General features: G+C 67.5%; 19 protein-coding genes. 8 read left to right on the forward strand and 11 right to left on the reverse strand.

All coding sequences use genetic code 11. The features are described from left to right. Positions 1-31: 31 nt before the first annotated feature. The 6 genes from LL962_RS19195 to LL962_RS19220 form a co-directional block, all read right to left on the reverse strand. A complete protein-coding gene (locus tag LL962_RS19195; protein WP_228318062.1) occupies positions 32-826 on the reverse strand; it encodes a thymidylate synthase in 795 nt (264 codons plus the stop codon). Then, positions 823-1713 carry a prolipoprotein diacylglyceryl transferase gene (gene lgt / locus LL962_RS19200; protein ID WP_104584808.1) on the reverse strand — a complete coding sequence of 297 codons (891 nt, stop codon included), beginning with the start codon at positions 1711-1713 and terminating at the stop codon, positions 823-825. The genes LL962_RS19195 and lgt overlap by 4 nt, the downstream gene beginning before the upstream one ends. 53 nt (positions 1714-1766) lie before the next feature. Next, a complete protein-coding gene (locus tag LL962_RS19205; RefSeq protein WP_228318063.1) occupies positions 1767-2258 on the reverse strand; it encodes a TPM domain-containing protein in 492 nt (163 codons plus the stop codon). Further along, positions 2258-3151: a TPM domain-containing protein gene (locus LL962_RS19210; RefSeq protein WP_228318064.1), complete on the reverse strand. Its 894-nt coding sequence runs from the start codon at positions 3149-3151 to the stop codon at positions 2258-2260. The genes LL962_RS19205 and LL962_RS19210 overlap by 1 nt, the downstream gene beginning before the upstream one ends. Positions 3152-3376: 225 nt before the next feature. Beyond that, positions 3377-4015, reverse strand: coding sequence for a LemA family protein (locus LL962_RS19215; RefSeq protein WP_104585563.1), 639 nt, complete (start codon positions 4013-4015; stop codon positions 3377-3379). A 96-nt stretch (positions 4016-4111) separates the two neighbouring features. Continuing rightward, positions 4112-4492, reverse strand: coding sequence for a diacylglycerol kinase (locus tag LL962_RS19220; RefSeq protein ID WP_104584814.1), 381 nt, complete (start codon positions 4490-4492; stop codon positions 4112-4114). Between the two features lie 181 nt (positions 4493-4673). Here LL962_RS19220 and LL962_RS19225 point away from each other — a divergent pair, with 181 nt between their 5' ends. Further along, positions 4674-5372 (forward strand): SGNH/GDSL hydrolase family protein, encoded by a 699-nt coding sequence (locus LL962_RS19225; RefSeq protein ID WP_228318065.1) that lies wholly within the window; start codon positions 4674-4676, stop codon positions 5370-5372. A gap of 41 nt (positions 5373-5413) precedes the next feature. On the opposite strand, the gene LL962_RS19230 is transcribed toward LL962_RS19225, so the two are convergent. From LL962_RS19230 to LL962_RS19240, 3 genes are all read right to left on the reverse strand, one after another. Beyond that, positions 5414-6685: a sensor histidine kinase gene (locus LL962_RS19230; RefSeq protein ID WP_228318066.1), complete on the reverse strand. Its 1272-nt coding sequence runs from the start codon at positions 6683-6685 to the stop codon at positions 5414-5416. A gap of 141 nt (positions 6686-6826) precedes the next feature. After that, positions 6827-7540 carry a response regulator transcription factor gene (locus tag LL962_RS19235; protein WP_005408123.1) on the reverse strand — a complete coding sequence of 238 codons (714 nt, stop codon included), beginning with the start codon at positions 7538-7540 and terminating at the stop codon, positions 6827-6829. Between the two features lie 93 nt (positions 7541-7633). Next, positions 7634-8302 (reverse strand): arylesterase, encoded by a 669-nt coding sequence (locus LL962_RS19240; RefSeq protein WP_228318067.1) that lies wholly within the window; start codon positions 8300-8302, stop codon positions 7634-7636. A 103-nt stretch (positions 8303-8405) separates the two neighbouring features. Between LL962_RS19240 and LL962_RS19245 the strand changes: the two genes are divergently transcribed. The 7 genes from LL962_RS19245 to LL962_RS19275 all read left to right on the forward strand — a co-directional run bounded on the left by LL962_RS19245 (position 8406) and on the right by LL962_RS19275 (position 15917). Beyond that, entirely contained in the window at positions 8406-9014 is a 609-nt protein-coding gene (locus tag LL962_RS19245; protein WP_279626973.1) for an ABC transporter ATP-binding protein, read from the forward strand. Further along, positions 9011-11494 (forward strand): ABC transporter permease, encoded by a 2484-nt coding sequence (locus LL962_RS19250; RefSeq protein ID WP_228318068.1) that lies wholly within the window; start codon positions 9011-9013, stop codon positions 11492-11494. Before LL962_RS19245 ends, LL962_RS19250 begins: the two co-directional genes overlap by 4 nt. Positions 11495-11713: 219 nt before the next feature. Then, positions 11714-12631 carry a TauD/TfdA dioxygenase family protein gene (locus LL962_RS19255; protein WP_228318069.1) on the forward strand — a complete coding sequence of 306 codons (918 nt, stop codon included), beginning with the start codon at positions 11714-11716 and terminating at the stop codon, positions 12629-12631. Positions 12632-12713: 82 nt separating this feature from the next. Beyond that, entirely contained in the window at positions 12714-13760 is a 1047-nt protein-coding gene (locus LL962_RS19260; RefSeq protein WP_228318070.1) for an ABC transporter substrate-binding protein, read from the forward strand. A gap of 3 nt (positions 13761-13763) precedes the next feature. Further along, complete coding sequence (locus tag LL962_RS19265) at positions 13764-14597, forward strand: ABC transporter ATP-binding protein (protein ID WP_228318071.1); 834 nt, start codon at positions 13764-13766, stop codon at positions 14595-14597. Then, positions 14594-15478 carry an ABC transporter permease gene (locus LL962_RS19270; RefSeq protein ID WP_228318072.1) on the forward strand — a complete coding sequence of 295 codons (885 nt, stop codon included), beginning with the start codon at positions 14594-14596 and terminating at the stop codon, positions 15476-15478. The genes LL962_RS19265 and LL962_RS19270 overlap by 4 nt, the downstream gene beginning before the upstream one ends. An 85-nt stretch (positions 15479-15563) precedes the next feature. Further along, positions 15564-15917: a DMT family protein gene (locus LL962_RS19275; protein ID WP_104541520.1), complete on the forward strand. Its 354-nt coding sequence runs from the start codon at positions 15564-15566 to the stop codon at positions 15915-15917. A 93-nt stretch (positions 15918-16010) separates the two neighbouring features. On the opposite strand, the gene LL962_RS19280 is transcribed toward LL962_RS19275, so the two are convergent. Next, positions 16011-16937 (reverse strand): DUF6607 family protein, encoded by a 927-nt coding sequence (locus LL962_RS19280; protein ID WP_228318073.1) that lies wholly within the window; start codon positions 16935-16937, stop codon positions 16011-16013. A 29-nt stretch (positions 16938-16966) separates the two neighbouring features. Then, complete coding sequence (locus LL962_RS19285; RefSeq protein ID WP_228318074.1) at positions 16967-17599, reverse strand: Hemin transport protein; 633 nt, start codon at positions 17597-17599, stop codon at positions 16967-16969. Positions 17600-17601: the final 2 nt, after the last annotated feature.

A 17601-nucleotide genomic window follows, 5' to 3' on the forward strand; every position in this document is an offset into this window, starting at 1 on the left:
CCCCGGGTCCCGGGTCCCGGGTCCCGGCCCTTCATACCGCCACCGGCGCCTTGATCGCCGGATACGGATCGTAACCCTCGATCGCGATGTCCTCGAAGCGGAATGCGAACAGATCGGTGACCTGCGGATTCAGGCGCAGGGTGGGCAGCGCGCGCGGGGTGCGCGTCAGCTGCTTGCGCGCCTGTTCGAAGTGGTTCGCATACAGGTGGGCGTCGCCGAGCGTGTGCACGAAATCGCCCACGCCCAGGCCGGTGGCCTGCGCCACCATATGCGTCAGCAAGGCATAACTGGCGATGTTGAACGGCACGCCCAGGAAGATATCGCCGCTGCGCTGATAGAGCTGGCAACTGAGCTTGCCGTCGACCACGTAGAACTGGAACAGGCTATGGCAGGGCATCAAGGCCATCTGCGGCAGCTCGCCCACGTTCCAGGCGCTGATCACCAGCCGCCGTGAATCCGGGTTGCGCTTGATCTCGTCCACCAGCCATTGCATCTGGTCGATCTCCACGCCGTCCGGGCCGGTCCAGCGCCGCCATTGCTTGCCGTACACCGGACCGAGATCGCCATTGTCGTCGGCCCATTCGTCCCAGATCCGGACCTGGTTGTCCTTCAGATATCCGATATTGGTGTCGCCCTGCAGGAACCACAGCAGCTCGTGGATGATCGAGCGCAGGTGCAGCTTCTTGGTGGTGACCAGCGGAAAGCCGGCGTTGAGATCAAAGCGCATCTGCCAGCCGAACACGCTACGCGTACCGGTACCGGTGCGGTCAGACTTTTCGGCGCCGTGCTCCAGCACGTGCTGCAGCAGTTCCAGGTACGGCTTCACTTGGCCGCCTCCACGCCGGCGGGCGCCGGCAGCACCGGCTGCAGCACCGGGGCGCGGCGCGACATCGCCAGCAGGACCAGGCCCACCGCGATCAATGGGAGGCTGAGAATCTGCCCCATCGTCAGCCAGTTGAAGGCCAGATAGCCGATCGGCGCATCGGGCACGCGCACGAATTCCACGATGAAGCGGAACACGCCGTACAGCAGCGCAAACAGTCCGGAGACCGCATAACGGGCACGCGGCTTCATCGAGAAGGCCCACAACACCACGAACATCACCACGCCTTCCAGCGCCGCTTCATAGAGCTGCGAGGGATGCCGTGCGAACCGATCCAGTGCTCCGGCGGCGTATTGCGCCTGGATCTGCGCCGGCGCCAGGTTGGCCAGCTCCGGCGCGTGCGGGAAGATCACGCCCCAGCCGGCCTGGGTGAACTTGCCCCACAGCTCGCCGCCGACGAAATTGCCGAGCCTGCCGAAACCCAGGCCCAGCGGCACCAGCGGTGCGACGAAATCCATCACGTCGAAGAAGTGCAGACGGTGGCGGCGCGCCCATAGCCAGCACGCGAGCAGCACGCCGAGCAGGCCGCCATGGAAGCTCATGCCGCCTTCCCACACCTTGAACAGGATCAGCGGATTGGCCAGGAAGGTCTCGAACGCATAGAACAGCATGTAGCCGATGCGGCCACCCAGCACCACGCCGAGCATGCCGTAGAACAGCAGATCGGAGAATCCGTCCATGTCCACCCCCGGCAGGCGGCCGCGCAGGATGCGCGAGCGCCCGAGCGCCCAGGCGGACGCGAAAGCCGCCAGATACATCAGGCCATACCAGTGCACCTGCACCGGGCCAAGCGAGAAGGCGATGGGGTCGATGGCGTGCAGATAGATCATGCGGACCGCGGATCACGTAGAGCGAGGCCGCTATTCTGACACTTCGAACGCCTTCAGCCTAAAAGCTGCAGGCGATTGGGCAGCTCGTCTTCATGCGGGGTATCAGCGCCGCGTGGGAAATGCACGACCAGCAGTTCGGTCACCGCTTCGATCCCCGCCAGCACGGCAGCTTCGTACTGGCCCTCGCGCAGGAACTGTTGCATGCGCCGGCACACTTCCGCCCACTGCGCGTCAGGCACCCGGCTGCGCAGCCCACGGTCGGCGACCACTTCAATGGCATGGTCGGCCAGCAGCAGGTAGATCAGCACGCCGTTATTGGCCTCGGTGTCCCAGGTGCGCAGCTGCGCGAAGGCCTGTTCGGCACGTTGCCGTGCGCTTTGCCTGCGCCACAGCGCGGTCATCGGCAGGTCTGCCTCGACCGCCACCATCACCTGGCCGGTGTGGCAACGCTCGCTGTCGGCCACGGCCGCCGCGATGACCTGCATGCAGGCAGCCGGAAACCTGCGCTGCGCCGAAGGTGCGAAGACATGTCTGAGCCACCGCATCACCAGCTCCCCGAGGCGCCACCGCCTCCCGATGAACCGCCACCACCACCCCAGCCGCCGCCGAAGCCACCGCCACCGCCGCCAAATCCCCCGAACCCGCCAACGCCGCCGCCCCAGCCACCGCCGCCGACGAAACGGCCTGGCGAGCCGGACACCAATCCGGCCAGCAAGCCGATCACCGCAGCACCGGCACTGGCCAGCAGCAGGGAGGTGAACAGCAGTGCCGCACCGCCGGCCGCAATGCCGGTCAGCAGGGCACGTACCGGGCGCGGCAAGGCGCCCAGGATGCCGCGCGCCACCATTGCGACCACGAAGCCAATGAACAGCGCCATGATCCAGCCACCGCCCCCGGCGCTGTTGCCCACGCCTGTTGCGTGCCCGCTGACCGGCGCCGGCAGCGCCTCGCCTTCGATCAGCCCGGCCAGCGTCGCGGTCGCGTCGGCGATGCCGCCACCGTAGTCGCCCGCGCGAAAGCGCGGCGCCAGATATTCCTGGATGACGCGATTGGCCACGATGTCGGGGATGGCGCCCTCCAGGCCGTAGCCGGGCTGGATGCGAACGCGGCGGTCGTCCTTGGCCACCAGCAGCAGCACGCCATCGTCCACGCCTTTGCGCCCGATCTTCCATTGGTCGAAGACACGCTGGGTGTATTGCTCGATCGTCTCTGGCTGCGTGCTGGGGACGATCAGCACCTGCAGTTGCGCGCCCTTGCGTTGCTGCAGCGCCAGGGCCTGTCGTTCCAGCTGCCGGGTCTGCGCCGCATCCAGGGTCCCGGTGACATCGACCACCGGCGAGCGCAGCGGTGGGATGGGCGCCACTTCCTGCGCCAGCAGCAATGCTGGAAGCAGCAGCAACGTCATTAGCCACACCATTCTCGAAGACGTTCGCCGCATTGCCCACTCCTATCCGATGCACACTGATGGTTGATCAGCACGGGCGCTTCGCTGTTGCTTCCCCGCGGCAGGCTACCCCCTTCATGGGAAGAAGAGCCTCCGAGGGCCAATAAGGGCACGCGCCACGCGTTGTCGGGCGGACTGCGGCGCTTCGCTCCGTACCCTCACCCCAACCCCTCTCCCGAGGGGAGAGGGGCTCGTGGTCCGCTAACGCAACGCGCCTGATTACTGCGCAGGTTGCGGTTGCGGCTGTTGTGCAGGCTGTTGCTGCGGGGCCTGCTGGTTGCCGAAATCCACCTGCGGTGCACGCGAAATCTGCGCTTCGTTTTCCACGCTGAAGTTCGGCTTGGGTTGGTAACCGAAGATCTTGGCGGTGATCAGCTGCGGGAACGAGCGGATGTAGGTGTTGTAGTCCTGCACGGTCTGGATATAGCGTCCGCGCGCGACGGTGATGCGATTCTCGGTGCCTTCCAGCTGCACCTGCAGGTCGCGGAACGACTGGTCGGATTTGAGCTGCGGGTAGTTCTCGCTCACCACCAGCAAGCGCGACAGTGCGCTACCCAGTTCGCCCTGCGCCTGCTGGAATTGCTTGAGCGAGGCTTCGTCGTCGGCATTGACCTGGATCTGACCGACGCGTGCGCGCGCATTGGTCACCTCCGTCAAGACCTGGCGCTCCTGCTGTGCATAGCCCTGCACGGTGCGCACCAGGTTGGGAATCAGGTCCGCCCGGCGCTGGTATTGGTTGAGAACCTCCGACCACCCCGCCTTCACACCTTCCTCTTTCTGCTGGATCGTGTTGTAGCCGCAACCGGACAGGCCGACGACCAGGATCAGCAACATCAGGGCGCGCATCAGGGCAGACATGCAGGCGGTTCCGTCGAATGAGGGCGCCAGCATGCCATGCGCCAGGTCAAGCCGGCATCTACGCGCGACACGTGCCCGTACCCGCCGGCGAATCGCTCACACCATGCGCGGCAGCAGCACCAGCCCCCAGCACAGCACTACGTTGAGCAGCAGCAGGAACACCGCGGCCGAGCCCATGTCCTTGGCACGGCCGGCCAGCACGTGATGCTCCGGGCCATAACGCTCGATCACCGCTTCGATCGCGGAATTGAGCAACTCTGCCGCCAGCACGATCAGCAACGGAGCGATCAACGCGATCCGCTCCAGCGGCGACTGCCCCAACCACGCGCCCAACGGCGCCATCACCAGCGCCAGGCAGACCTCGAGCCGGAACGAGGATTCGTGCAACCACGCCGCGCGCAGCCCCTGCCACGACCAGATCGCCGCCTTCAGCATGCGGCGCGGGCCGCGCGGCAGGTGTCCCAGTTGATCGGCCATGCGTCAGTGCGTCCGGGCGCAGACGCGGGGCGGGAAACAGGCAGAACGCATGGCATGGTCGCTGGTGGGGAAAGTGCGAATCTTGCACGGTGACACGACGCATCGCCAGTCGGCCTGCGGTTTGCCGTCAGCGCGCAGACTGCTGCACCATGCAGGTCCGCCCGATCGAACAGGCTCCCGCATGACCAGACATCTTCTGCGCACGGTGGTGTGCGCGCTCCTGCTCTCGTCCAGCCAGGTCCACGCCGATGCCCTGCGCGCCGCACCCGCCATTCCGGCGCAGGTGTCCAACGCCGCCTGGGAGCAGGACATGCAGCGCTTCGCCGCCAGCGATGCGCGTCAGCCCCCACCCAGGCATGGCATCGTGTTCGTCGGCAGTTCCTCGATCCGCTTCTGGGAGACACTGGCCCAGGATTTCCCGGGCAAGCCGGTGATCAACCGCGGCTTCGGCGGCTCTGAAGTGCGCGACAGCACCTGGTACGCCGATCGCATCGTGATTCCTTACGCTCCGCGTCAGGTGGTGCTGTATGCGGGCGACAACGATCTCAACAGTGGGCGCACACCCGAGCAGGTCCGCGACGACGTCGTGGCCTTCGTGACGCGGATTCGCCAGGAGCTGCCCGACACGCGCATTAGCTATCTGTCGATCAAGCCCAGCCCGGCACGCGCGCAGCTGCTGCCATCGGTGATCGCCGCCAATAGACTGATCAAGGACGCACTGGCGACGCTGCCACGGACGGACTACGTGGATGTCTACACCCCCATGCTCGATGCAGGCGGCAAACCGCGCCCGCAGTTGTTCCGCGAGGACATGCTGCACATGACCGCCGATGGCTATGCGCTCTGGCGCAAGGCCGTGGCGCCAGTCCTGGAACAATAACCGGGCGGCAATGCGATCCGGCACAGCGCTGCCGGATCGCCTCAGGCCACCACCACCGCCACCGACGTCCCCACGCCCGCCTCGCTCTCCAGTTCGATGCGCCAGCCGAAGCGGTCGCACAGCCGGCGCACGATCGACAGCCCCAGACCGGTGCCCTGCGGACGGGTGGGATCGGCACGAAAGAACGGCTCGAATGCGCGCGCGCGCGCCTCGTCGCTCATGCCGATGCCGGTATCGCGCACCACGATCCGGTCCTGGGCCACTTCCACTTCGATGCTGCCGGCATCGGTATAGGCACAGGCGTTGCGCAGCAGGTTGCTGAGCACCACCCGCAGCACCCGGGGCGGTGCGAACATCTGCAGGCGGCGATCGCCGACCATGTGCAGGGAGACGGGTTTGTCGCCCAGCAGTTCGCGTGCGCTTTCGAGCTCTTCGCTGGCCAGTTCGGCAGCATCGAAGTTTTCGCTCTGCGGGTCGATCTCCGCTTCGCGCGCCAGGATCAGGAAGGCATCGATCACCGCCTCCATGTCGCGGCCTGCGCGCTGGATCCGGCGCAGGCTACGCTGCGTGCGTTGCGATAGATCGTCGTCGGCCAGCGCCATGTCGCTGGCCACACGGATCACCGTCAGCGGTGTGCGCAGCTCGTGACTGGCGTCGCGCGTGAAATTGCGTTCGCGCGCCACATGCTCGCTGACCCGCTGCCCCAGCGCATGCAGGGCCAGCGCCAGTTGCCGGGTTTCGCCCTGCAGATCCGCAGGCAGCCGTTCCGGCGCCAGCTCGTCCACGTCCGGGTTGCGCGGATCCCAGTGCGAGACCCGCCGCGCCAGCCAGCTGATCGGCGACACCAGGCGCTTGGAGAACCGGTAGGTGAACCAGGACACACCGTAGATTCCCAGCAGCACCACGATGGCCGGCACGACGCCGAACCACAGCGTCAGATGCGCCGCGCGCGAGCGCGGAAACACCAGGTACAGGCGTCCCTGCGGGCGTTGATCCACATAGACCAGCGCGTCGGCGGCAGCCACTTCGCTGAAGCCCGGCGACAGACGACGCAGGGCAGCAGGGGCCGGATCGGCACCGGTGCCGGCAGGGGAGAAATAGCCCTGGAGATTGCGGGTGTCCGGCGGCCGGGTATCGGGCGCGCTCCTGTGCATCTGCCAGAAGTGCACGGCCTCGTCGGCCAGGACCGCACGCACCAGGCTGTACTTGATGACGAACGAGATCAGGTACCCGCCCAGAACGATGGCCAGGCTCGCCAACGCCACCTGCAGCAGGAAGGCAAGACGTATTTTTCGCGGGAGCCCGTGTGGCATTGCTGCATCCAGGGGAGAGCGCCGGAGTATAGGCAACGCTTCCGTGAGCCCGTCGTGCAACCAATCGGCAGCGCGGGGGCGCGAGCGGCGCGGGGGCGCCTGCGGGGGCGGCCGGCCACCGGGCGGTGGCCGGCCGGTACATCAGGTCATCGGCTGGGCGATGTCGGCGATGCGGTAGCCGGCGCTCTGCACGGTGTGCAGCAGTGGACGGTCGAATGGCTTGTCGATGATCTTGCGCAGGTTGTACAGATGGCTGCGCAGGGTGTCCGAATCCGGGAGCCCGTTGCCCCAGATCTCGCGCTCGATTTCCTGACGGGTCACCACCCGCGGCGATTCGCGCATCAGGATGGTCAGCAGGCGCAGGCCGATCGGCGAGAGCTGCAGCTCGGTGCCGGCGCGGGTGGCGCGCATGCTGACCGGGTCCAGCACCAGGTCGGCGACCTTGAGCACTTCCGAGCCCACCTGGCGACGCTCGCGGCGGATCAGGGCACGCAGACGCGCTTCCAGTTCCTGGATCGCGAACGGCTTGGTCAGGTAGTCGTCGGCGCCGAAACCCAGCCCGGTGAGCTTGTCGTCCAGCGTGTCGCGGGCGGTCAGCATCAGCACCGGCGTGGACTTGCGTGCGTCGTTACGCAGGCGGCGACACACTTCGATGCCGTCCAACCGTGGCAGCATGAGGTCCAGCACGACCACGTCGTAGCTGTTCTCGGCGGCCAGACGATAGCCGTCCAGTCCGTCCTGCGCGTAGTCGACCTCGAAGCCACGGCCTTCCAGGTATTCGCCGATCATTTCGGAGATATTGCGGTTGTCTTCCACGACCAGCACGAGGCCGGACGTTTCCTTGGTCTGACGCATGGACTTTCCTCGGTCTTCAGCTTTGTGAAACATGCCGGATGCGCGGTGCAAACAGCGTGAAGACCAAACTAACGTTCTGTCGCGCCCGCTTGGTCAGCGTGCCAGCAACGGCCGCAGCGCAGGCCATACGGTATCCAGCACCCTGGGCTGGGCGGCAGCGGTGGGATGCAGGCCATCGGCCTGCATCAGGCCCGGCTGCAGTGCCACCTTTTCCAGAAAGAATGGCACCAGGGCGGTGTCGTACTGCCTGGCGAGGTCGGCATAGGTGGCCTTCAGGCGTTGCCGATACGCCGGGCCGTAATTGGGCGGCACATCGATGCCCAGCAACAGCACCTTGGCACCGGCAGCCTGGCTGAGCTTGATCATCTTTTCCAGGTTGCCCTTGAGCTGGGCCGGAGTCAGCCCGCGCAACGCATCGTTGCCGCCCAGTTCGATCACCACCACGCCCGGGGCGTGTTTCTGCAGCAGGCCCGGCAGCCGGGTCAGCGCGCCGGAGGTGGTCTCGCCGCTGATACTGGCATTGACGACCGGCGGTGGCGTCGCCATGTCACGCTTCAGGCGCTGGTCCAGCAGGGTCACCCAGCCGGACTGCACCGGGATGTTGTGCGCAGCGCTCAGGCTGTCGCCCACCACCAGGATCGGCGCGGCGGCGGCCGGACTTCTGGCAGAGGCAATCCCCGGCGCAAGCAGGGAGAGTGTCAGCAGCCACAGGACCAGCGCGCCATATCGCAGTGTTCTTTCACGCATTCGGAGATTCCTCATCGACAGTCTGGCCCCCCGCTCCAGCACCCGCACCGCCATCGACGTTCGCGAGGTCGGCAAATCCGTCAGCGGCCCGGAGGGAACGCTCCACATCCTCGACAACATCAGCTTGACGGTCAGTGAAGGCGACAGTATCGCGATTGTCGGTGCCTCCGGTTCCGGCAAGACCACCCTGCTCGGCCTGTTGGCCGGGCTGGACCTGCCCAGCCGCGGCAGCATCGCGCTGGCGGGCCAGGACCTGGGCCAGCTCGACGAGGAAGCCCGCGCCGCGCTGCGCGCGCGCGAGGTCGGCTTCGTGTTCCAGAGCTTCCACCTGCTGCCGGCGCTGACCGCCGAAGAGAACATCGCGCTGCCGCTGGAACTGGCCGGGCGCGAGGATCCGGCGCGGGTGCGCGAGGTGCTGGAGGCGGTCGGCCTGGGCGCACGCGCGCGCCACTATCCGCGCCAGCTCTCCGGCGGCGAGCAGCAGCGCGTGGCACTGGCGCGCGCGTTCGTGGCCCGCCCGCGCATCCTGTTCGCGGACGAACCCACCGGCAGCCTGGACCAGGCCACCGGTGCGCAGATCAGCGATCTGCTGTTCGCGCTCAATGCCACCAGCGAGACCACGCTGGTGCTGGTCACCCACGACATGACCCTGGCCCGCCGCTGCCATCACCTCTACCGCATCGACGGCGGGCGCCTGCACGCGCAAGCGTCCGGCGCGGCGGCATGAACGTCGTCAGACAGGCGGCGCGTGCAGTCCGCCGCGAGTTCCTGGCCGGCGACCTGCTGACCGTGTTTGCCGCCCTGGTGTTGGGCGTGGCAGTGATGACGGCGGTGGGCACGCTGGTGGATCGGGTGACGCTGGCGCTGACCTCCAGCGCAGCCGAGGTGCTCGGCGGCGACCTGGGCGTGACCGGGCGCCAGGAGATTCCGGCCGAGTTCGCCGCCGAAGCGCAACGGCGCGGCCTGCAGAGCACGCGCATGGTCAGCTTCCCCAGCGTGCTGTTCCATGGCGACGCCAGCCAGATGGCCAACATCCGTGGCGTGGGCGCCGGCTATCCGTTGCGCGGGCAGTTGCTGGTGTCCAGGGACGGCAGCGGTGCCGAAGGCACGCCTGCCACCGCGCCGCCGCCCGGCCAGGCCTATGCCGACCCGCGCCTGCTGGAGGCGCTGGGCCTGCGCGTCGGCGAGCAACTGGAATTCGGCGCCGGCCATCTGACCATCGCCGGCGTGTTGCGCGCCGAACCGGATGCCTCCGGCGAGCTGATGCAGCTGTCGCCGCCGCTGCTGGTCAATCGCGCAGATATCGACGGCGCCGGACTGCTCGGACCCGGCAGCCGCGCGTCCTACCGGCTGATGTTCGCCGGCGCGCCGGATGTCATCGCCGACCTGCGCGCCTGGCTGAAGCCGCGTGCCAGCGAGTACCGGCTGGTGGGTATCGAAGACACCCAGCGCGGCATGCGCTCAGCATTCGATCGCGCGGGACGCTTCCTGGCCTTGTCGGCCTTGCTGGCGGTGCTGCTGTCGGGCGTGGCGACCGCGCTGGCGGCCAATCGCTTCGCAATGCGTCGCATCGATACCGTCGCGGTGCTGCGCTGCCTGGGCGCGCGTCAGCGCGACATCCTGGCGATGCTGTCGCTGCAATTGCTGTTCACCGCCATCCCGGCCTGCCTGGTCGGCATCGGGCTGGGCATGCTGGCGCAGGAAGGCCTGGTGCAGGCATTGGGCAGCCTGATTCCGAACCGGCTGCCGCTGCCGCAGGCCACCCCTGCCCTGGCGGGTGCGGGCATCGGTCTGGTGCTGCTGCTGGGCTTCGGCCTGCCGCCGCTGCTGCGGCTGCGCAACGTGCCGCCGATGCGCGTGCTCAACCGCAGCTTCGCCGCCGTGCCTCCCAGTTCGTTGCTGGTCTACGGCGCCGCCCTGGCCGCGACGCTGGCGCTCACCGTGTATGCCACCGGCAATCTGGTCTTGGCCGGCTGGGTCCTGGGCGGCCTGGCCGCGCTGGCGCTGGTGGCGATGCTGTTGGGGCTGGGATTGCTGGCCCTGCTGCGGCCGATCCAGCACCGCCTGCGCGGCGCCTGGAAACTGGGCCTGGCCTCGCTGACACGCCGGCGCGGCCTGAGCGTGGTGCAGCTGGTCGGCCTGTCGCTGTCGCTGTGCGCGCTGTTGCTGCTGGCGGTGGTCGGCCCCGGCCTGCTGGGCCAGTGGCGCGACCGCCTGCCGGCGGATACGCCCAACTACTTCCTGATGAACATCCAGCCCGAGCAGACCGCGCCAGTCTTGCAGACGCTGCGCGGACTGGGCGTGGACACCGCGGCGGTGGAGCCCTTCTCCACCGGCCGCCTGGTCGCCATCAACGACAAGCCGCCGGTACGCGGCGACCGCGATCCGGCCGACGACGGCGACGGCGACAACCGCCCGGTCAATTTTTCCTGGCGGCATGCATTCCCGCCGGCCAATACGCTACTGCAGGGCAGGTTCTGGAGCGCCGACAGCACTGCCGCCGAAGCCTCGGTGGAAGAGGGCTGGGCACAGCGCTACCAGCTCAAGCTCGGCGACCGCATCACCCTGCTGCTGGGCGAGCAACAACGCAGCTTCACCGTCACCAGCATCCGCAAGGCCGACTGGGATTCGTTCCGGGTCAACTTCTTCCTGTTGCTCAACGAAGGCGCGGTGGGCGATGCGCCGTACAACCTGATTTCCGCCTTCCACCTGCCGCCCGGCAGTGCGCCCAAGCTGGCATCGCTGAGCCGCGACTACCCCAATATTTCGGTGCTGGATATCGATGCCATCCTCGGCCGGGTGCGCGAGGTGATCGACCAGGTGGCGCAGGCGGTGCAACTGGTGATGGGCTTCAGCCTGCTGGCCGGTGTGCTGGTGCTGCTGGCGGCGCTGCAGGCCACTGCCGGCGAGCGCCGTTACGACAGCGCCGTGCTGCGCACGCTGGGCGCACGCCGCGGGCAGTTGCGCGGTGCGGTGCTGGTGGAATTCGGTGCGCTGGGGCTGCTGGCGGCAGGCCTTGCGGTGACTGCGGCGGCAGTGATCGGTGCGGTGGTCGGGCAGCAAGCCTTCGAGATCGCACTGGCACCGGACTGGCCGCGCCTGCTGCTGGGCGGTGCGTTCGGGCTGGCACTGAGCCTGCTGGCCGGCTGGTCCGGCACCCGCCGCATCCTGTCCACACCGCCGGCGTTGGCGCTGCGTGCCGAGTAGGGCCGCTGTGATCGCGCCAGGACCATCTGGCCGGTCATTCGATGCCGGGCGCAACGTCCAGCTTCGACCACTTGCTCGCCTGGATGCCTGAGGCCCTGCATATACCTGCAGCGCATAAGCACCGTGCCAATCGTACGTTCGCAGCGACGGCTTGACTGCCTAGAGTGACCAGTCCGGTCGCCGTGTGGGCGGCCTTTGCTGTTGTCGAGGTGCAAGCTCGTGGCCAATGTCAGTTCTGCAGCGCGCGTGCAGCTGCCACGCGTGGATGCCGTCGCCACAAAGCGTGCCGACGTGCGGATCGTGCCGTTCGATGCACCGCTGGGCGCCGAAGTGATCGGCCTGGATCTGTCGCAGCCGCTGGATGCGGACACCTTCGCGCGCATCCACCGGGCGCATCTGGAGCACCATGTGCTGGTGTTCCGCGATCAGCGCATCACCCCGGCACAGCAGGTCGCTTTCAGCCGTCGCTTCGGCCCATTGCAGATCCACGTGCTGCGCAATTTCCAGCTGCCCGGCCACCCGGAGGTGCTGGTGGTATCCAACATCAAGGAGAACGGCCAGCCGATCGGCCTGGGCGATGCCGGCCACTACTGGCACTCGGACCTGTCGTACAAGGACACCCCCAGCCTGGGATCGCTACTGCATGCGCAGGAACTGCCGAGCGAAGGCGGCGACACCTTGTTCGCCAACCAGCATCTGGCCTGGCAGACCCTGCCCGACGCGCTCAAGCACGCAGTGCAGGGCCTGCGTGCCGAGCACAGCTATCTGGCCAAGTACGAGGAACTGCGTGCACGCAATCCGTGGCGCCCGGCGCTGACGCCTGAGCAGATCGCCGAGGTGAACCCCGTGCAGCACCCGATCGTGCGCACCCATCCGGAAACCGGCCAGAAAGCGCTGTTTGTCAGCGAGCATTTCACCACCCGCATCGTCGGCTTGCCCGACGACGAAAGTGCTGCGCTGCTGCAGGCCCTGTTTGAACACAGCACCGCCGATGCCCTGGTGTATCGGCATCGCTGGCAGCCCCACGACATGGTGTTCTGGGACAACCGCTCGGTGATGCATCTGGCCGCCGGCACGCCCGATCACCTGCGTCGTCGGCTCAACCGCACCACCATCGAAGGCGATGCGCCGTTCTAGCCCAGGTGCTGCCTCGCGCGCGTTTCGCAGCACGTCATGCGCTGGAAACGCGTCTTCTTCCTCCACTCGACTGGAGCGCCACATGCGTTCGACCGTCACCTCTCACGCACGTCCGCAGCGCCGACGTTTCTCCCGACGTGTCGCGCTGCTGCTCCTGGCCGCATTGCCGTTGCTGCACAGCGCGCATGCGCAGGCCGAAGGAAAGCTGCGCATCGCCAAACAGTTCGGCATCGTCTACCTGCTGCTGGACGTGGCGCAGGAGCAGCAGCTGATCGAACAACAGGGCAAGAAAGCCGGCGTGGATATCGATGTGCAGTTCCTGCAGCTGTCCGGCGGCGCGGCAGTCAACGATGCGTTGCTGACCGGCTCGATCGATATCGCCGGCGCCGGCGTCGGGCCGCTGTTCACCATCTGGGACCGTACCCGTGGCCGGCAGAACGTGCGCGGCGTGGCCTCGCTGGGCAATTTTCCGTATTACCTGATCAGCAACAACCCACGCATCCGGAGCATCGGCGACTTCACCCCGAAGGACCGCATCGCCGTGCCCGCCACCGGCGTGTCGGTGCAATCGCGGTTTCTGCAGCAGGCCTCGCAGCAGCGCTGGGGCGACAAGGGCACGCACCAGTTGGACGCGCTGCAGGTGGCGCTGCCGCATCCGGACGCCGCTGCCGCCATCATCCGTGGCCGCACCGAGATCACCGCGCATTTCGCCAGCCCGCCCTTCCAGGAGCAGGAACTGGCACGCAATCCGGCCGCGCACATCGTGACCAGCTCCTATGACATCGAAGGCGGCCCGTCGTCGGCCACGGTGCTCTACGCCACCGAGAAGTTCCGCCGCGACAATCCCAAGACCTACCGTGCCTTCGTCGCCGCACTGGATCAGGCGGCGAAGTTCGTCACCGCCCATCCGGAGCAGGCGGCCGACATCTTCCTGCGCCGCAATGGCTCGGGCATCGACCGTGCACTGGTGTTGCAGATCCTCAAGGATCCCAAGGTGCAGTTCACCGTTGCGCCGCAGAACACCCTGAAACTGGGCCAGTTCATGCAGCACAGCGGTGCGATCAAGCAGGCGCCGGGCAGGCTGAGCGACTATTTCTTCGACGACCCGCTGGTCGCGGGCGGGAGCTGAGCGATGTCGGCCCCCTTGCTGCAGGTCGATCACGTCAGCCTGGAATATGCCTCCGCACAACGCGTGGTGCGGGCCACCCACCGCGTCCGCTTCGATGTGCATGCAGCCGATCGCTTCGTGTTGCTGGGCCCCTCCGGCTGCGGCAAGTCCACCCTGCTCAAGGCGGTGGCCGGCTTCGTCGCTCCGCGCGAAGGGCAGATCCGTCTGGATGGACAGGTGGTGACCGGGCCGGGGCCCGACCGGGTCGTGGTGTTCCAGGAGTTCGATCAACTCGCGCCGTGGAAGACCGTGCGCGAAAACGTGGTGTTCGGGCTGCGCGCGGCGCGCAGGCTCGGCCGCGCAGAAGCACGCGAGCGTGCCGATGAAAGTCTGGCGCAGGTCGGGCTGAGCGGGTTTGCCGAGGCTTACCCGCATACCTTGTCCGGCGGCATGAAGCAGCGCGTGGCGATCGCACGTGCATTGGCGATGCGCCCACGCGTGCTGTTGATGGACGAGCCGTTCGCGGCGTTGGATGCACTGACCCGCACGCGCATGCAGGAGCAGGTGCTGGAATTATGGGAGCAGGCGCGCTTCACCCTGTTGTTCGTGACCCATTCCATCGAGGAAGCGCTGGTGGTCGGCAACCGGGTGCTGCTGCTGTCGCCGCATCCGGGCCAGGTGCGTGCCGAACTCAATGCGCATGCCTTCGGACCGCATAGCGCCGGCAGCGTGGCCTTCCAGCAGACGGTGCAGCGCATCCACCGCCTGTTGTTCGACCTGCCGGACGACACGCTGGCCGACACCAAGGTGGCGCCACTGCGTCGCCCTGCCCAGCTGCAACGCGAGGCGCTGCCATGACCCGCTCGCACACGACCGCACTACCGCCGTTACCGCCGGTGCGCCCCGAATACGAACTGGCGCTGCAGCCGGTCGACCCGGCCCTGCTGACAGTGGCAGCCCCCGGCCGCCGGCAGGCACCGACGTGGTTGCGCAAGACCGTGGTGCTGGCGGTGCTGGTGGTGGTCTGGGAGATCGCCGCACGCATGCTCGGCGACGATCTGATGCTGCCCAGCGCCGCGCAGACCGCGCGCGCGTTCTACGCGGGGCTGGTGTCGGGCGAACTGCTGCGCCGGGTGGCTGCCTCGCTGCGGGTGCTGGGACAGGGCTATCTGCTGGGCGTGGTCGGCGCATTCGTACTGACCGCGGTGGCCGCCTCCACCCGCTGGGGCCGCGATGTGCTCGGCACGCTGACGGCCATGTTCAACCCGCTGCCGGCCATCGCGCTGCTGCCGCTGGCCCTGCTGTGGTTCGGGCTGGGCACCGGCAGCCTGGTGTTCGTACTGGTGCACTCGGTGCTGTGGCCGCTGGCGTTGACCACTTACGCCGGCTTCCAGGCGGTGCCGGAAACGCTGCGCATGGCCGGGCGCAATTACGGCCTGCGCGGGCCGCGCTATGTGATGCAGTTGCTGATTCCAGCCGCGCTGCCGGCGATCCTGTCGGGTCTGAAGATCGGCTGGGCATTCGCCTGGCGCACCCTGATCGCTGCCGAGCTGGTGTTCGGCGCCACCTCCGGCCAGGGCGGGCTGGGTTGGTACATCTTCCAGAATCGCAACGAGCTCTATACCGATAAGGTGTTCGCGGGGCTGGCCATGGTGATCGTGCTTGGCCTGCTGGTGGAAGGCGTGGTCTTCCAGGCGATCGAGCGGCTGAGCGTGCGCCGCTGGGGCATGCAGCGCTGACGGGCGTTGCGGCCCAGGCCGCCACGGTTGCGTGCGCTTCACGGCACTGGCTTATGCTGCCGGCCCGCTCCCTGCCGCCGCCATCATGCCCACTGCCTCCTTCACCGCCTACCTGTACCCGGTCCTGTTGCTGATCGCCAGCAACGTGTTCATGACCTTCGCCTGGTACGGGCACCTGAAGTACAAGAGCACGCCATTGATGATCGCGATCCTGGTCAGCTGGGGCATTGCGTTCTTCGAGTACTGCCTGCAGGTGCCGGGCAACCGCCTGGGCAGCGCGGTGTATTCCGCTCCGCAGCTCAAAGGCATGCAGGAAGTGATCACGCTGCTGGTGTTCGCCGGCTTCTCGACCTTCTACCTGGGCCAGTCGCTGAAGTGGAACCACTGGGCCGCGTTCGGGCTGATCCTGGTCGCGGCGTTCTTGATGTTCAAGGAGTGACGGCCGCCCATTCCGAAGGAACGCCCCAGGGCGCGGCCGGGCGTTACCGATAACGCCCGTCGCGCCCGGGTGCGCTTCTGCGACACGGGTCGATCAGTTCGCCGCTTCCACCCACTGCGCGAACACCGCATCGATCTGCGCATCCTTGACACGCTTGCCCTTCTGCGCGGCTTCGGCCTGCTCGAACATCGGCATGATCATCGCCATGCCGTCGGGCTTGGTCTTCAGGTGCAGGCCCGGCGGCGTGTCCAGGAACCTGGCCCAGCGTGCGCGCACCTTGGCCCAGTATGCTTGCGTGCCCTTCCAGTACGCATAGGCCGGGGCGAAGTCCACGTCGGTGGTCTTGCGGTAATCGTTGAAACCGAACTCGCGCGCGATCGGCTCCTGGCTGCCGTCGGACTTGCGCACCACCTTGGTGTTGAACTGCTCGTGGGTCCAGCCGTCGGGCGTGAGCGTGTGCCGGTTGATCACCGACAGCGCGTTGTAGTCGCTGCGCTTGGTGTATTCGCGCCGCGGCAACGGACGCCAGCTCAGATCGCTGGTCCAGGTGGGATGTCCGTCGGCGTAGTCCCAACGCCCGGTGCCGCAGTAGCGCGGCGCATCGCTGACCTCGAACACGCATTGCGTCCAGGCGCCCTGGGTGGCCGCTGCCGGCAGCGCACGTACCTGCCAGGTCTGCTCGGCGGTGAATTCGAAACGCTGCGGCGCCTCGTACACCCAGTCCTGTCGCCAATGCTTGGTCACATGCTTGCTCTTTTCGTCGACCAGCAAGTGCTGCAACACCAGCTTGCGTGGCGAATCCTCCACCACGATGACCACTTCGCTGGCGCCGCTGCGCATCGCCGAGGCACGCTCGTAACCGGGCTTGAGCAGCACGGTTTCGTCGAAGGCGAAGTCCACTGCGTATTCGCCCTGCATCGCCAGGATGCTCTGACGATCGCGCTCGGGATCGGCAGCAGTGGCGAGAAGGGGCAGCAGGCTCAGGGGGAGTGCGATACAGCGTGGCAACAATCGGCTCATTGGAACTCTCGGTCGTGGTCGTTGGAACATCAGCGGCGTAGCCGCAACACTGCGGTGGTCATGCTGGCGGGATCGCTGCGCCCGGCTGCGATCGGGCGGGGCGGCGGAGCCGCAGCGCGCGCGCAGCAGCAATCGTCTATCGCCACGCGCCCGTCGATGCCCTCATCGTGCGCCAGGCGCGCGGCAACCTCGGCCCCCAGCGCAGAGACATTGGCCAGGCTGGCAGCCAGCGATTGATCGCCAGCGGTGGTGGTGTGCAGGCGCAGCACGCTCAGCCGCCAGTTTTCGCCGCGCATGCGCCCGGCCAGCCGGCGCCACAGGCGCTCGCCGATCCCCAAGCCCGGGGCCTGGGTGGAGAGGGACGGCAAACGCGACACCAGCCGATCCCAGTTCAGGAAATCGCTGTCCGGCAGCAGGTAAAGGCGCCAGCAGCATTGGCCGTCGGCATCGAAGAAGCAGATGCCTTCGCGCACCCCATCGCTGTCCAGCTGCCGCGAGGCGGCCGCCTCGATCGCCAACTGCCAGCCATCGAGCTCATTGCCCAGCGCCGGGCGGTACAGGCACAGCACCGTACCCAGCGCCGCCAACTGCGCCGGGCGCGGCAGCGTGCTGCGGGTGGCACGTGCGCGCGACGACAACGGCAATGGGCGGGCGATGGGCATGG

The organism is Xanthomonas sp. NCPPB 1067 (genome assembly GCF_020783795.1).
Lineage (GTDB): Bacteria > Pseudomonadota > Gammaproteobacteria > Xanthomonadales > Xanthomonadaceae > Xanthomonas > Xanthomonas melonis.